We start from the raw sequence: 15,303 nt of genomic DNA, 5'->3' as shown, positions 1-15,303 counted from the left end.
ATTTTCAGCGCTTGCCTGTGGTTCTTTGGTAATCACTTCCCTCGCATTAAAAAGTGCGACACAGGGATAGAAAAAATCGAAAACTCACAAGTAACTCACTCCGAGAGGACCGAATATGAAAGTGAAAAACTGGTTATCCAAGCTTTCTGCTGTTGCAGTTTTAAGCTCCGGCATAATGCTGGCGCCTTCTGCACTGGCTCAAAAACATGTTAAGCAAAACCTGAATCAACTGGTCACCGCATCAGCCAGTATTATTTCCGGCAAAGTGCTGTCGGTTACCGATGGCTTTGATAACAAAGGCCGCCCTTTCACAGAAATAACCATTGAGGTTGGCCAGGATGCCAAAGGCAAACACGACCAGGGCAGTCAGTTCAGTTTTCGTCAGTTTGGTCTGTTGAAGCCTCGCACTATGGGTAACGGCAAAGTGTATCTCGGGGTCTCACCGGAAGGCTTTGCCAACTGGACGGAAGGAGAACACGTTATCGCTTTTATGAATCCGGACTTCGGCGGTGGCTTGCGCTCAACCGTAGGTCTGGAGCAAGGCAAATTCAGCATAAAAAATGGAAAAGTTATAAACGACGTCGGCAACTACGGACTTTTCGAGGATATGACAACCACAGCGCTTAGCGCAGAAGAACAAAACCTGATTACCACACCGGGCGCCGTAGACGCAGGTGTATTCATGAATCTGGTTGGCAAACTGGCAGAGGTGAAATAATGAAACTATCACGTATCGCAACCGCTTTTATGGCTACCATGGCTGCCAGTGCAATAGCCGGCGGCCCCTTGTATATCCATGAACCTACAATGCAGCCTTACAAATGGGACACCTCTAACGGTCCCATCCCGGTATATACGGATGGCGGGCGCCTAATTGAGGATAAAAACGGTAATCTGGTACAAACATACAGTGTGCTGGAAGCGGGAACGACGTTGAATCATGATTTGACGCTACCGGATGGTACTGTTATCCCAGCATATACTCCCGTCGAGCGCGACGTCACTTATGTTACTGTCGATAAAGCAAACGAAGCTACCGTTAGCGCCATTGCGCAATGGACAAATGTCGAAACTTCTACCTTCGCCATGACGGTTCAGGGCACCATCGAAGAGCAGCTTGGCATTAGTGATGTTAACGGCAGTAATTACCAGAAGATTTACGATAAGGAAAATGGCTACGGTTTCTGGGTAACTTACGATACTGATGGCGAAATATTGCAGAACTACTTTGGCGTCTCCCGCGACCAGGTGCTGGGTATTGCTTTTCCCGAATGGGCAAATGAAGAAACCGGTGAAATTATTGAGGGCACAGCACTCATGAACGGTTACTTTGTTGACAGCAAAGATCCGAATCTTGCTAACCATTCAGGTGTATTCACCCATGAGTTCGGCCATGCTATTAACATGTCTCACTCTCAGGCCAATGGCCATCTGGTGTACATGGCCAGAGGCTACTCGCCACAATATGACGGTGTTCCCGGTTGCCAGGGCACAAATACCTATACCGGTCCAAGCCTGACCATGGCCAGTCATATTGAAACCATGTTTCCGTTTATTGATGTACGCAGCGCCGCCGGTGCTGCCCAGTCATCAGTCAATATCAGCGACGATAAAGTAAACCTTTCAGATCTGTACCCTACCGAAGCATACAAAACACAATATGGATCAATATCCGGCACACTGCGCACCAAAGAAGGCGTAGAATATTCAGGCGTCAATATTGTTGCGCGCAATATAGATAACCCTTATGAGGATGTCATTACGCAGCAGGCTGGCAACATGTCGCAGGGACTATCCGGGCCTGACGGAACGTTTACAATAAATGGTCTGACACCCGGCGACCGTTATGCTGTCTATCTTGAAACCATCAAGGCCGGTGGTTATCCCACTCGCCCGACTTCACTGGTGTCAGTCGCTGAATACTGGAATGACGGAGAAAGTGCAAATCCGGCCAGCGATGATGTTTGTGAGATCACACCTATTGTGGCCCAGGCCGGTCAGACAACACAGGCAGATATTTACTTCAATGGTTATACCGACGGTATCCAGTATACGCCGCTGGTTGAAGCCTTTGTCATGGACCACGCTAAAAACGGCAAGCGCGCCCTGGGTACGACCCAAAGCGGTATGATATTTATTTACGATTCAACCGATAAAAACCTGTTCACTGTGCCGCTTAAAGATAACGGCAAGCCAGCACTTCATGCTTCCAATGTCGCCATGAACAAAACTGCCACCAGGGCTGCTGGCGTCAGTGATTTCAACGGTGACGGTGTAAAAACACCAGCGCTGTGGGATATTCAGGCAAACAAACTCACTCCTATGGATGACCCCAGTAACGGCACCTGCACATTAGGCAGCTCTGGTGGCGTTTCTTCGGCCTCTGTGTGGGATATGAATGATAAAGGTGATGTAGTAGTCGGTACTTTTCGAGAGGCAACCAGTGGCGAGGCTGAATGTCAGGCAGCAAACAGCTCTATGGCAGTCCCTGCTATCTGGAATAATGGAAAGGTCACACCGCTTAAAGACAATATTGAGTTTGTTCCGGCAACTTACGGCAACACACTTAATGTCGCAATCAAAAATGATACAGGGGATACCATCCGAACTACCGCATGGATCCGTGCCGACCGCGTGTCAGGAAACGGTGACACCGTAACTGGCATGACCAACGGCTTTGGACAAGTCGCCTGGGTAAACGGACAGTTACGGGATATCTATACTGAGTTCGGCGCCTCTGACTCTACCGTTATTTCACAGGATGGTCAGTATGTCGCCTTTGGCGCACTAAACCTTGAAAGTCGGTACCGTGAGGCCACGGGTATTAAACTGTGGGATACACAGGCCGATACCATCAGCGATTTGGGCAGCCTGCGCTGGTGCGAGGATGTCGATTACATATCACGCTGGACCAACTTCTGCGATATGGGTTATGACCATGAAAGTCTGGTGGCCGCCGGAGCAGGCGTACCACGTGTGACATTACTGGATGCCAACGAAGACCTGAGTATTATTACTGCCCGAGCGGGAAGCCTGCTATCCGGCGGTTTCAAAGGCGCTATTTATATTGAAGGTCTGGGTTGGATGACGATGGGTGAATTTTTTGGCAAGCAGGGTGTGGTGGAAGCATCTCAGTTTGTCATGGACAACCCCTTTGGCCTCAGTGCCAATGGTTCAGAACTGTTTGGGGGCTATGCCGGTGCACAAATCACTTTTGATGTGGATATGGACAAAGCCTACGTTTGCCAGAACGGAACTGACCAGATGCTGAGCTTTCCCAAGCAGGTTGTTCAGGCAGTCACCAATCATGGTGCGCAGTTTGGTCGCTGCGACCATTTAAACGACAGTTACTAGAGCGCGAGCGCGTGCTGTCCTTGGCCCGCTGGCGGTCCCCCGCCAGGTCAGGGCCTTTTTTGTGTTGCTGTTACAGCCCTCTCCTACTTTCCTGATGCTGCATTCTTACATCAAAACCTGTTCTTGCCTGGATAGGTCGCGCAGTCAATGCTAGATTACGTCGCCTGAAAAACGAATTACAGGTACAGGCAAAGCACGTCTGCGGGCGCGCAAGCTCTGCCAGGAAAATAATAAAATGCTTCATAAAACACCTCACTTGGCCGCCAGACGCGGTCGCACCGGAATTTCAGCGTTAGCAGCATTCTTACTAAGCGGGATTGCTTGGCCAGCCGCTGCCATTGTTCCTATCAATGTGCAAATCACTCCGCCTGAAGGCTATAGCGGTCAGGCAGGTCTTAGTATCAATGGGCAGTCAGGGAACAAAGATGAGCAGGAATATACCGTAAATGGATTACTTCGTTATAAACAAAACGATGATCTGTTTGTGCTTATCAGTGACTACAGCTATTCAGAAACCAATCAGGTGCGGGACGAAGATGAATTGTTCCTGCACGGCCGATGGATTCATGAAAACCAGTTTGCCCCATCGGTAGATTCTGAGGTGTTCGTACAGTATCAATATGATGATTTTGCCGGGATCTCTGACCGCGAGCTGGTAGGCGGCAATGTCAGATGGCGATTTGATTCTAAGGAAGAAACAAGTGAACAACAGTTGATAGTGGGCGTCGGTGCTTTTTATGAGTCAGAAACGTCGGAGGCGACATCACTGACTGACAATACAGTCCGGGCAAATTTATACACTAATATTGTTCATAAACACACTGGCGAGTACCCTTTTGTTGCCTCAGCGTCCAGCTATATTCAGCCCGCAGTGGACGATATCAGCGATTTACGCGTGCTGGCTGTTGCCAGTCTCAACTTTCCCATCCGCCCCTCTCTCAACGTTGGATTTGCTGTAGAAGTCAGTCATAACGCGATGCCGTTTGAAGGCGTTGAAAAAACAGATGTGGATTATGGGGTATCGTTAAATTATGAATTTTAGAAGGTATCAGTGCGCTCGCGCTATCGGAATCGTGATACACATGTGTGCACCAACATGTCAGTTAACTACCAATAGCCAGGCAATATCCGATAAGTAAGACACAGTTCTTCTATCGCGCAGCCGTTTGTTTTGTCATCGTCTTACAAATTGTCGGCTATCAAGCACACATTAAAGTTTCCAGATGTGGTAGGCTGTAACGTTTTGTTCAGATTAAAAAAAGAACAGGCATAACGATGAAAAAAATTATAACAACGTTTGGCATTTTTGCGCTGACTGCGACCCTTTTTATTGGCAGCGCTTCTGCTAAATCCAGCGAGGTCATTGAGTTTTGGAACGGCAATAAGACACAGGTCAGGCAGCAATACGAACGTCAGCTTCTGCAGGCAGTACTTGAAGCATCGGTAAAGAAGCACGGCAACTTTACGGTGAACGAGGATACACAAAACCTGACAAACAGTGAGGAGTCGGCCGTATTCAGCGACCAGCGTGCAGATGTGTTTGTTACCGTGGCCGGCAATCCAAAACTCAAAAGTAAGGATAAAATCCTCGTTGCGCGCCCCCTTATGCAGGGACTGCTTGGCCATAGGCTGTTGATTGTACGAAAACAGGATCTACCTCTTTTTGCTGATATTCAAACTGAGAAAGCATTTAAAGAACTTAGCATTGGTATCCCGGAAGGCTGGGCCGACGCCTCGCTTTTTCGCCACAATGGTTACAACGTCGTTGAAGGGGGAACCTTTGACGACATCTTCGATTTGCTTGCGGCAAAAGAGTTTGACTACGTCGCCCTGGGTGCCAATGAAATAGAACAGGCTTTTGAAAGTCGCGCGGCGAAATATGAGATGTTCAGTATAGAGCCGACAACCTTGTTGTATTACCCGTTTGCATTGGTGTTTTATGTGCATCCCGACAAGCCCGAGCTAGCCAACAGACTGCGTGACGGCCTTAAGGCAATCGATGAGAACGGGGTCGCACAACGCTTGTTTGAACAGGCCACAGGCGATCTTATTGAGCGTTTGGGTTTGCCGGACCGGAAACTGTTTCGCCTGCAAAACCCGTTGCTACCGAAACAATTGCAAAACTACCGTTCGCCGCTGGCAGAGCAGTCTGACGAATAGATTACAACGTGTTCAATCAGGATGAGCACTGTACGCTCGGCGTTTCCCTGCCCTTCATGCAGTGTTTCGCCTTTACGAACGATGCTCGTCACTGGCTTTAGCGTTTTTGTCACGGAAATTTTTTATTGCCTGTACATCCAGTTTCGATAACCCGAGCTGAATGACCAGGGTTTCAGAGATTTTATCCTGGATAGCCTGACGGTTAGGCTCCCAGAAAATTTGCGCAAATCCTAACAGCCCGGTAGCGAAGCCGGCACCATAGCCGCCATAGCGTCCGAAGCTTTGCCATAGCGTCATTGTGGTCCCGTCCAGCTTGATAACTTTTAGTCGAAGCAGCCACTTACCCGGCGTCTGGCCTTTCATCCAGAATGTGACAGCCGTAAAATACAGTGCAGCCCAACCGAAGCCAATCCCCAGATCTTCCAGAATGCCCTGCACCCACGCCAATAGGCTTGGTGTGCCACTTTCATGAACCGGGATGGCTGAAGTAACCTCAGTTAACGGTGCATCATCGGCAATGGATGCCGTATCATCATCCAATTCTGGTTTATTGGTAGCACCTTCCTCATTAAACTCCTCCGTAGTGATATTCAGGGACTGCCTGAATGACTGCAACAATGTTTCGCGTTCGGTGTCACCAAGCGTTTCTGACATAATTGGCTCAAGTTTGGTGGTAAGCTCATCCACCACGTCCGGTGGCATAGGGATATGTCCAATATCATCTGAAATCTCTGTCAGATATTCCTGCCAGCAATAAATGGCCTGACACCGCTGTTGTTCTATGTCACCTGCCAGTTGCTCTGTTTCTGCAGGCATACCCATTACGACTGATGCAATTTCAATAAACTGTACACCTTTGAGTATACTTCCATCGTTATTCTGCAAGTCATCATCTTCATTCACACTGTCAATAACGGCGACCAGGATCCCGAACAGCAATATTGCTGAGATACCTTTTAAAATTTTGCGAAGCCAGCTAAACCGTGCCGGCGTATTGTTCGTTTTCCCTGCACGCCAGAAAAAGATAACACCTAGCGCCGCCAGTATTATTGAAGGCAGGTGTGTAAGCATAGCGACGAGAAAAAGGTCAATGAGCAGGGCAAACCCTCGACGGAACGGTCGGGCCAGGCGTGTGCCGATAATGTCGTCAGAAACGCCAAACTCGTATGGCGTTACTACATCGCGAATTTGTTTGTCGGTCATTAGCTGACCGTAGCTTTTCAACTGTGTCTCGTGTGTTTCCATGCTGGTCTCTTTACATTACATGGTGACCTGAACTAAAAGGTAACCTTCATAATCTTTGTGTAACACTGGCGAGAAAATACCTACAGTCTATCCCCTCTCATCGTATGCGTTGCGTGCACGCCGTCAGGGATCTACTGCGCTAAACTACAACTTTATCAGTAGCCTATAACATTTTGTCGCAAAGTTGATAATGCTTTGTGGCTGCGACTTCGCTATTTTAATTAATGCACCAACACTTTGGCTTCATCTGCTGTATTGATGGCACTTTTATATCTCTTCATCAAACCATTTTCGTTTTTTAGATAAATTTTATATAAATCTGTGCAGATGCAGGCGCTCACGTCTAAGCTATTAATTCACTAAATGTTTTTGGGTTCTTTAATAACAAGCTGCATTAGGCTTAGTTACTGTGGTTTTGGACTCGTTTGATTGTGAAACAATTAAATTGGAGACAACCATGAACAAAATGAAAATAAGTATAGGTTCAATATCAGCACTGCTGCTTTTTTGCCTGTGGTCAACGAACATTGCCGCTGACCAGCACGGGGGTAAGGATAGCAAGCGCGAAATGCTGGCAGAGATGTGGATTATGGTGCCTAAAGAGGGAAAAATGCAGGAGCTTGAACAAGCCATGCGAGAGCATGTTAAGTTCAGACGCACAAAGAACGATCCTCGTGAGTGGTACTTCTATACCCCCGTTTTTGGTCATAAGCTAGATCGAATCGGTGTGCGGGCCGGTGGTTTCACCTGGAAGGACATGGATAGCTATCGTGAGTGGGCAGACAATCAGGGAATTACCGAGCACTGGCAGAAAACGGCGGATCAGTATGTTGACCATTATCACCACTATCTTTCTGTTGAAGACCATGAAAACAGCAACTGGGGGCCTGACGTTGATTTTAACTATGTGGGCGTAACGACTTACACACCCAAAGCCGGTCACCGATACGCTATTAAGGAAGATATGAAAAAAATGGCCGATGCGGCTAAAGCTGAAAAGTGGCCTTATAACTGGGGATTTTCACATTCAGTGGCAGGAAGTGGCGAATTAACATTGGCCGTTCCCTATAAAGACTGGAGTGCAATGGCTCCCCCTGAGCAAGAATTTGCTGAGTTGTTATCAGAGCACATGGGTAATGAGGAAGACGCCATGGAATTATTGAAAAGCTGGAGCAGTCATTTTGAAGAGGTCAGTTATAATGTATGGGCATTGCGCCGTGACCTGATGGAATAATAGCCGGGGGCCTTGCAAGGTTTAAGGCCCCTTCTTTGCTACCTGCCGCGCGGTTATTCGCAATTTTTTCATTATTTCCGCCCTTTACTTCAACCACATCAGAATTTTGCAAGCCTTCTCTTCAGTGAGATTTGCATCTCCTTCCTAACCACAATCGTTGTTATTTACCATGCGTGTGCAATGATGCCAGGCTACTAAAAACGAACCAATCAAACACATTACAAGTAGTTAATATGCATAACACACTAATAATAAGGCTGTAATGAGTCAGGAAAGAATCATGGATTTGCTGGATACGCTGGTCGAAGACACAGAGAAAGAAGTGACTGTCGATGATGTAGTGGCCACTTTTCAGGAACGCGGATTTGGCCCGCTCATTCTGATTCCCGCGCTAATCGCCCTGCTGCCTACTGGTGCAATCCCTGGCGTTCCCTCAATTTGCGGTATTACACTTTTTCTGATTTGCGTTCAGATTGCCAGCGGCAGAGATCACCCCTGGTTGCCCTCAGGTTTGCGAAACCGCTCTATTTCGCACGATAAACTTGTTAAAGCAATAGATAAAGCCCGCCCTTACGTTGAACAAATCGAATCCTGGTTTACACCTCGCTTCACCCGGCTGGCGCAGTCACCGGCGAAAAATTTCATCGCCTTTTATAGCGGTGTGGTGGCGCTGTGTATGATTCCCCTTGAAGCAATGCCATTAGCAGCAGCGTTACCCGCTTTTGCGTTATGCGTAACCGCTATCGGTATCACAAACCGTGATGGACTGGTGGTGACGATTGGCCTGATTCTTCAGTCAGGTACAGGCTTTTTGCTATACAAAGCCATCAGTATGATGCAGAACTAACGCAGCCTTACATACGCGGGCGTCTCATAAAAGGCGTCTGCATCACCGGCTTTAAGCGCATCCAGTCTGGCTTTTTTATCGTCTCGAGCTTCACGGGTGTAACCAAATACACGCCTGTGAGCATTATCAATTAATGCCGCAGCCGACGCTTTATCCAGAACCCCCAGCATCTGGCCGGCGTGAATGACGCCTTCCAGCCGTGCCATTCTGACGTTATCCTTATTGCCGGCTTTGTTGTCTGTATACACGGCTAACAGTTCTTGCTGGCAGTGAGCAATATAAGCATTTTTATCCATTCAGATGTTTCCTTTACGGCCAAATGACGGTTAATTCAGGCCACCGTTCTGTCCATTGTTTTTGTTTAATTCGTTCTTCATAAACGGTCGGCCGAGGGAACTGTGGATTAATCCGGATTTCCCCTTTCCAGTTTTCAGCCAGTCCATAGGGAGCGAACCAGCTTATTTGCTTACCGGATAAGTGAACACCTACGCAGGTTTGCAGTTCTACCCAGCGCTTGATGCCATCGCCTGTATCACTATATTCAGCGTCGTTGTGATAGTGATGCATTCTTGCCTGATTCCTTACCTCCCAGTTTACATCAGGACAATGCTTAGCAAGGCGGTGCTCATATTCTTGCTCAGTGTCCCGACTGGTATCAGTCTTGTCGAAATACACAACATCAACATCGTTTAGCGGGCTTGCGACGGTATAATGATGCAGCGCATCCCATATCATGTTTCTGATAAAGCCTGCGCCAATCATAGCACCAGGCAGGCGATATGCTGAGACCACCTGTAGACAGTGCATTCTGAAGGCATCCTGTTTTAGCGTGAGTTCTGAAGCGTCCCGTGCCTCTGATTCACTCAAAGTTAGCATCATGCTTTGCCTGCACGTGCAGCATGACACAAGATTTCCCATTCGCGCTTTGTCACCGGCATTACCGATAGCCGGTTTCCCTTATTAACTAATGGTATCTCACTGATTTGCGGTATCGATTTGATTAGCTTCAGGGGCAGTATCTGTACGAACTTCTCTTCAAACGTCACATTTACACAAAACCATCTGGGTTTTTCAGGGCTGGATTTTGGGTCAAAATAAGCCGACTCAGGATCAAATTGTGTATCATCGGGATACCCGCTGCGGGAAACTGTCGCTATACCTGCAATGCCAACCGCCTTGCAACTGGAGTGATAAATAAAGACGCTGTCGCCCTTTGCAACGTTGTCGCGTAAAAAATTACGCGCCTGATAATTTCTAACACCATCCCACGGCTCTGTCCGAGCAGGACGTGCTTTGAGATCATCAATAGAAAACGTATCGGGTTCAGTTTTAAATAACCAGTAAGCCATAAATCCAGTAATGCTGATAAAAATCAGACAATAGCACAATCAGCTCTGGCATCGCCGCATTAAACTTTCCCGATAAACCGGAATATTAAGTCAAGATTCGTGAATGTCCGTAAGGCTGGTGGTACAATGCCGGCCGTTTTTTATTCAGTTGTGTTTTTTATGCAAGCCACCATCAAAGCTGACCGCGGTCTTTTTTCCTATCCGAAGTACTGGCCACATTGTCTTGGCACCGCTCCGTTTCTCCCCATGTCCAGGGCTGAAATGGATGAACTGGGCTGGGACAGTTGTGATGTCATTCTGGTTACCGGAGATGCGTATGTTGACCATCCCAGTTTTGGTATGGCGGTCATTGGACGTGTGCTGGAAGCGCACGGCTTTCGGGTAGGCATTATTGCTCAGCCTGACTGGACTAGCAAAGACGACTTTATGAAGCTGGGCAAACCTAATCTGTATTTTGGTGTAACCGCCGGCAATATGGATTCAATGATTAACCGCTATACAGCCGATAAGAAATTGCGCCATGACGATGCGTATACGCCGGGTAACGTGGGTGGTAAGCGACCGGATCGCGCTGTTACCGTATACTCGCAGCGCTGCCGCGAAGCATTTAAAGGCGTACCGGTAATTGTTGGTGGAATCGAGGCAAGCCTGCGCCGCATCGCGCATTATGATTACTGGTCTGAGAAGGTACGCCGCTCAGTACTGTTCGACAGTAAGGCTGATATGCTGTTCTTTGGTAACGCCGAGCGCCCGCTGGTAGAGGTAACACATCGTTTAGCAGCCGGGGAAGACATTGCTGATCTGAAAGATATTCGCGGCACTGCAATCATTGTCAAAGAGGCGTTGCCTGAGTGGCAGGGTGTCGATTCGACGTCGCTGGATAAGCCCGGAAAGATTGATCCTATTTCCAGCCCATATCAGATGGAACCGGAATGCGATAAGGCCGAAAGTGCGGACAGTAATAAAGATGCAAGCGCTGCGCAACCCATTGTTGTGCAGCCGGCCACGCGCAGAAAGCCGTGGGAAAATGTTTATGTAAAACTACCCGCCTTTGAGACAGTGCGCGATAACAAGGTTCTATATGCCCATGCCTCGCGTATTTTACATCAGGAAGTGAATCCAGGTTGCGCCAGAGCGTTGATGCAACGTCATGGTGACAGGCATATCTGGATAAATCCGCCTGCAATGCCACTGGAAACCGATGAAATGGATGCGGTGTTCGATTTACCGTATCAGCGTGTTCCCCACCCTGTATATGGTGATGCCAAAATCCCTGCCTACGATATGATTCGTTTCAGCATCAACATAATGCGCGGCTGCTATGGTGGCTGTACATTCTGCTCAATTACTGAACACGAAGGCCGGATTATTCAAAGTCGCTCGGAAGACTCCATTATCCGAGAGATTGAAACCATCCGGGATACGGTACCAGGCTTTACCGGTGTAATTTCTGATCTTGGCGGGCCTACTGCCAATATGTACCGGTTACGCTGCAAAAGCGCTAAAGCTGAGGCAACCTGTAAACGCCCCTCTTGTGTGTACCCCAGTATTTGTGCACATATGGACACCGACCATACGCCTACTATTAATCTGTATAAGCGTGCCCGCGAGCTTCCCGGCATTAAAAAAGTATTAATCGCCTCTGGTGTTCGGTATGACCTGGCGGTGGAAGATCCGCGCTATGTTAAAGAGCTGGCTTTGCATCACACAGGTGGCTATCTGAAAATTGCACCTGAGCATACGGAAGATGGCCCCCTGGACAAGATGATGAAACCGGGCATGGGCAGTTATTACCGGTTTAAAGAGCTGTTCGATAAGTATTCTGAGGAAGCTGGTAAAAAGCAGTACCTTATTCCCTATTTTATTGCATCGCATCCGGGCACCACAGATGATGATATGCTTGCGCTGGCTATCTGGCTTAAAGAGAACAAATTTAAGCTGGATCAGGTGCAGAACTTTTACCCGTCGCCTATGGCGACAGCAACCACCATGTATCACACCGAAGTAAACAGTCTGCGCAAAGTTAAGAAGGACAGTGAGCATGTGCCTTCGGCCAAAGGCGAGATACACCGCCGCTTGCACAAAGCAATGCTTCGTTATCACGACCCGAAGAATTTTGCGCAAATTCGCGAAGCACTCAAAAAAATGGGACGCGAAGATTTGATTGGTCGCGGACCACAACATCTGGTTCCGCCGGAATCGAGGGATGAAAAGCGCGCCAAGGCTCCTAAAGCGCGTCGTGGCGAGCGTGCGTTGTCAAAGCACACTGGCTTACCGCCAAAAGGATTTCGCGATAAAAAGCGCAGTAGATCCAAACCGGCTCAGCGACAAAAGTAAACGTTAGCAAGTCTATGATTGTGTAAGGGCGCCCGTGTGGCGCCTTTTTTGTTTTAAGCAAGCACTGTTAATAAAGCATTGATCGAACCCTGTTTGGGTTTATGATTGCTTTTTAGGATACTGCGATTAAGGATAATCATAATGAAACTGTTAATACTTGCCTTACTGATGACCTGTCTGTTTGGCTGCACCTCTGTCCCACTTAGCACAATGGCAAAGTTTGCTACTGCAGATGAATCAGACTTAATCTCACTCGAAGCAGAAGCCATCAGAGCAAGGGTTACTTTGGATCAACCACTGGAACCCGATCATGAGAGTATTGCGTTGAAGATGGAGGTAGATGACGGTCAACACGTTCAGGTCCTCGACTTTCCCCTGACTCTTGAATCCCAGACACAACATGCAGCAGAAAATGGTTTTTTCTCAAGCCGACCGGCTAAAAGTGCATTTACCTACAAAATGACGACGCGTGCTGTCGAAAACTTCAAAACGCTACAAGGTTCCTTTTCTTCAAAGGATAAAGGCAAGTATACATTTGAAATTTCTGCCGGTATCAAGCCACAGGAAAAACCACTGAATACCATCACCCTGTCGTTAGCGTTGAGGCTGAACGAGCAGGAAGGTTTCATCACTATGCTCGATGAGGCCATCATTGATATCGAACAATAGGCATGGCTATAGCGCGCCGAAACTGTCTTTCTCTTTCGGTGCGTGTCTTATCGCTATTCGCTACCGCTGAACCAGCTACCACACCGGTGTAACCAGTATTTAATATCGTGCTTTTCCTGTTCGGTGAGAAGCATGCGATAACCCACTTTCGGGATGGCCTCTATCTGCCAGCACGTTTCTCCCGGCAGCGTTTTCAGCTCTTTGCGCAGACGACATATCAGGTGATTTATCATGTCTTCGCTGACAATGTTGTGCCGCCAGATAACTTCCCGCATCTGCTTTCGGGTAACAATGTGATTTTCCTGGGTCAGAAAGAGCTCAAGTAAATGAGCGCACTGAGGGGACAGAACACGGCTGGCGCCTTGTCCGTTACTGACAGTCCGTGTCGTATGATCATACTTCAGGGATGTGGGGTGCATACTCATGGTGAGTCCCCTGTCAGATACCTATTAAATTTTAGCACAATATCCATTTTTCAGATGAAATTTGCCGCCAGTGATGATGCCGCAATGATTAACTCAATGAATAGTCATGAGATAAATATGACAATAAATCTTCAGCCAATTGTCAGGGTGAATGTTAATAGCGCCAGTTACAGTTAGAGAGTCTGCGCGGCAGTATCGCCAGAAAACGTTAACAATCACCAATAAATAAACGAAAGGAAAGAACCATGAGCAGAAGAAGCAATGTCGTTTCTGTCGGCCTGTGTGTGCTATCACTAGGTGCAATAGCGGGTACTGCAATGGCCGAAGACTATCCCAAACACTTTGAGCAGGATTTGATTTCAGTTTGCAAGAATGCTGCAGAGAATGACCGCATGAATATGCATCAGGCTGTACAACAGATAACGCTTGGCAGAAAGCATACAGGCCCAACTTACAGAATGTTGGGTGAAGGCTTACGCTGCAATGGCATGAATCTGGCGGCATTCGCCGATTATTATGGTGCCACTGACACCTATCAGATTCTGAAACGCTATAGCATAGATACCCGAATCGAAATCAGAGATATACAGGTAAGCCGTCTACCACCTGAGCATATTCAGGTGAGTTTCGTATCTCCACAATGAGTTCATCGTTGTATCCTCAGTCAAAAGCGCCTTCGGGCGCTTTTTTATTATTTCACATTATCCCCGAACCATATTCAGATACAAAAAAAGCGGCACTTTTGCCGCTTTTTTGCTTCAAAATTAATGGCTATTATTCACTGTCTTTATCGAACAAGCCTTTTAGCTTCTCTTCAGCTTTTTCTTTAAGTTTATCCGTTTCTTTTTTCAGCTCTTCCCGGGCACGGTCTTTAAGCTGTTCACGTGCCTGTTCTTTTGCCTGTTTGATAGCGTTATCCAACATGGCATTCATAATAGCAGCGCCAACCTGATCAGCAGGTAAACCATCAGGCTGACCCACAGGACCAGCGTTAAAGGTTGGAAGTTTCACTTCATAAGATTTCTGATCAACCTGAAGATCTCCGGTTTCAACCGCTTCAAGATCCAGACGCAACCGGGCATTACTGATTGTTACGTTTTCGACAATAACCCGTGGCATCTCCTTATCACTGCTCTGCTCTTTCTGCTCGCCTTTTGGTAAGTTAGCCTGCAGGTTGTTCTTCAGTGTCAGCAGGTTGCTTTGCGTCTGTGCGTTCATTTCATAGAGAATTTCAGGCGCATCTATAGTCACATTCTGAACAACATAAGGCTCTGAGGTTACCCCACCCAGATCGAATGTCATAGTCCCCATTCCTAACGCTGTATCGTCTGAAAAACCGTCCGGGTTACTCACCCTAAGCCCTGTGATATCCATCTTCGCGTCACTGTAGCCAATATCCACGCCTTCCACTGCGACGTCGGTTTGCATGTAACGGCTACCCTGCTCTTCGATCTGCGAGCGGATAAAGTCACCAGCGCCACTCATGATGTACCAGAGCGCACCAACAATCACCAAAATAATAATGAGTAATACCGTTAACACCTTTTTCATTTTAATTCCCTTAGCTGATACTGATTTTAATCATGTAGTTAAAGTACCCTTATTCAGATCAAATTGGTAGCTTCCCATCTGCAGATTCGTTTGCTTAACAGCACAATTTATAGCCAGAAAACTTCGATCAGA

The 15,303-nt window shown here is 47.5% G+C and carries 15 protein-coding genes; 9 read left to right on the top strand and 6 right to left on the bottom strand.

Annotated elements, in window-relative coordinates; all coding sequences use genetic code 11:
- The first annotated feature begins 115 nt into the window (after positions 1 to 115).
- The 4 genes from FBQ74_RS07255 (at position 116) to FBQ74_RS07240 (ending at position 5,514) form a co-directional block, all read left to right on the top strand.
- Positions 116 to 718, top strand: a complete 603-nt coding sequence (locus FBQ74_RS07255; protein WP_139756040.1) for a hypothetical protein — start codon at positions 116 to 118, stop codon at positions 716 to 718.
- Positions 718 to 3,354, top strand: a complete 2,637-nt coding sequence (locus FBQ74_RS07250) for a carboxypeptidase-like regulatory domain-containing protein (RefSeq protein ID WP_139756039.1) — start codon at positions 718 to 720, stop codon at positions 3,352 to 3,354. The genes FBQ74_RS07255 and FBQ74_RS07250 overlap by 1 nt, the downstream gene beginning before the upstream one ends.
- A gap of 235 nt (positions 3,355 to 3,589) precedes the next feature.
- Positions 3,590 to 4,396: a DUF481 domain-containing protein gene (locus FBQ74_RS07245; protein ID WP_139756038.1), complete on the top strand. Its 807-nt coding sequence runs from the start codon at positions 3,590 to 3,592 to the stop codon at positions 4,394 to 4,396.
- A 233-nt stretch (positions 4,397 to 4,629) separates the two neighbouring features.
- On the top strand, positions 4,630 to 5,514 hold the full coding sequence (locus FBQ74_RS07240; RefSeq protein ID WP_139756037.1) for a type 2 periplasmic-binding domain-containing protein: 885 nt from the start codon (positions 4,630 to 4,632) through the stop codon (positions 5,512 to 5,514).
- Between the two features lie 72 nt (positions 5,515 to 5,586).
- Here FBQ74_RS07240 and FBQ74_RS07235 read toward each other — a convergent pair whose 3' ends face one another.
- Positions 5,587 to 6,759: an RDD family protein gene (locus tag FBQ74_RS07235; RefSeq protein WP_139756036.1), complete on the bottom strand. Its 1,173-nt coding sequence runs from the start codon at positions 6,757 to 6,759 to the stop codon at positions 5,587 to 5,589.
- Positions 6,760 to 7,216: 457 nt separating this feature from the next.
- Here FBQ74_RS07235 and FBQ74_RS07230 point away from each other — a divergent pair, with 457 nt between their 5' ends.
- Complete coding sequence (locus FBQ74_RS07230) at positions 7,217 to 7,993, top strand: hypothetical protein (protein ID WP_139756035.1); 777 nt, start codon at positions 7,217 to 7,219, stop codon at positions 7,991 to 7,993.
- A 262-nt stretch (positions 7,994 to 8,255) separates the two neighbouring features.
- Positions 8,256 to 8,840: an exopolysaccharide biosynthesis protein gene (locus FBQ74_RS07225; protein ID WP_139756034.1), complete on the top strand. Its 585-nt coding sequence runs from the start codon at positions 8,256 to 8,258 to the stop codon at positions 8,838 to 8,840.
- Here FBQ74_RS07225 and FBQ74_RS07220 read toward each other — a convergent pair.
- From FBQ74_RS07220 to FBQ74_RS07210, 3 genes are read right to left on the bottom strand one after another with little or no spacing between them, the layout of a single operon-like run.
- Positions 8,837 to 9,136, bottom strand: a complete 300-nt coding sequence (locus FBQ74_RS07220; RefSeq protein ID WP_139756033.1) for a hypothetical protein — start codon at positions 9,134 to 9,136, stop codon at positions 8,837 to 8,839. The genes FBQ74_RS07225 and FBQ74_RS07220 overlap by 4 nt on opposite strands.
- A 13-nt stretch (positions 9,137 to 9,149) precedes the next feature.
- A complete protein-coding gene (locus tag FBQ74_RS07215) occupies positions 9,150 to 9,719 on the bottom strand; it encodes a nucleotidyltransferase family protein (RefSeq protein WP_232371988.1) in 570 nt (189 codons plus the stop codon).
- Positions 9,716 to 10,189 carry an EVE domain-containing protein gene (locus FBQ74_RS07210; RefSeq protein ID WP_139756032.1) on the bottom strand — a complete coding sequence of 158 codons (474 nt, stop codon included), beginning with the start codon at positions 10,187 to 10,189 and terminating at the stop codon, positions 9,716 to 9,718. The genes FBQ74_RS07215 and FBQ74_RS07210 overlap by 4 nt, the downstream gene beginning before the upstream one ends.
- Before the next feature lie 159 nt (positions 10,190 to 10,348).
- Here FBQ74_RS07210 and FBQ74_RS07205 point away from each other — a divergent pair, with 159 nt between their 5' ends.
- Positions 10,349 to 12,526, top strand: a complete 2,178-nt coding sequence (locus FBQ74_RS07205; RefSeq protein WP_232371987.1) for a YgiQ family radical SAM protein — start codon at positions 10,349 to 10,351, stop codon at positions 12,524 to 12,526.
- A 141-nt stretch (positions 12,527 to 12,667) separates the two neighbouring features.
- Entirely contained in the window at positions 12,668 to 13,195 is a 528-nt protein-coding gene (locus tag FBQ74_RS07200) for a hypothetical protein (RefSeq protein WP_139756031.1), read from the top strand.
- Between the two features lie 53 nt (positions 13,196 to 13,248).
- On the opposite strand, the gene FBQ74_RS07195 is transcribed toward FBQ74_RS07200, so the two are convergent.
- Positions 13,249 to 13,620, bottom strand: coding sequence for a winged helix-turn-helix domain-containing protein (locus FBQ74_RS07195; RefSeq protein ID WP_139756030.1), 372 nt, complete (start codon positions 13,618 to 13,620; stop codon positions 13,249 to 13,251).
- A 245-nt stretch (positions 13,621 to 13,865) separates the two neighbouring features.
- Here FBQ74_RS07195 and FBQ74_RS07190 point away from each other — a divergent pair, with 245 nt between their 5' ends.
- Positions 13,866 to 14,264, top strand: a complete 399-nt coding sequence (locus FBQ74_RS07190; protein WP_139756029.1) for a DUF3718 domain-containing protein — start codon at positions 13,866 to 13,868, stop codon at positions 14,262 to 14,264.
- Between the two features lie 130 nt (positions 14,265 to 14,394).
- Here FBQ74_RS07190 and FBQ74_RS07185 read toward each other — a convergent pair whose 3' ends face one another.
- The gene (locus tag FBQ74_RS07185) at positions 14,395 to 15,171 is read right to left on the bottom strand and encodes a DUF748 domain-containing protein (RefSeq protein ID WP_139756028.1); all 777 of its coding nucleotides are present in this window, start codon (positions 15,169 to 15,171) and stop codon (positions 14,395 to 14,397) included.
- Positions 15,172 to 15,303: the final 132 nt, after the last annotated feature.

The sequence above is a fragment of the Salinimonas iocasae genome (assembly GCF_006228385.1).
Lineage (GTDB): Bacteria > Pseudomonadota > Gammaproteobacteria > Enterobacterales > Alteromonadaceae > Alteromonas > Alteromonas iocasae.
Note: the sequence above shows the minus strand (reverse complement) of the source record. Positions and strands in the feature narration are given on the sequence as shown.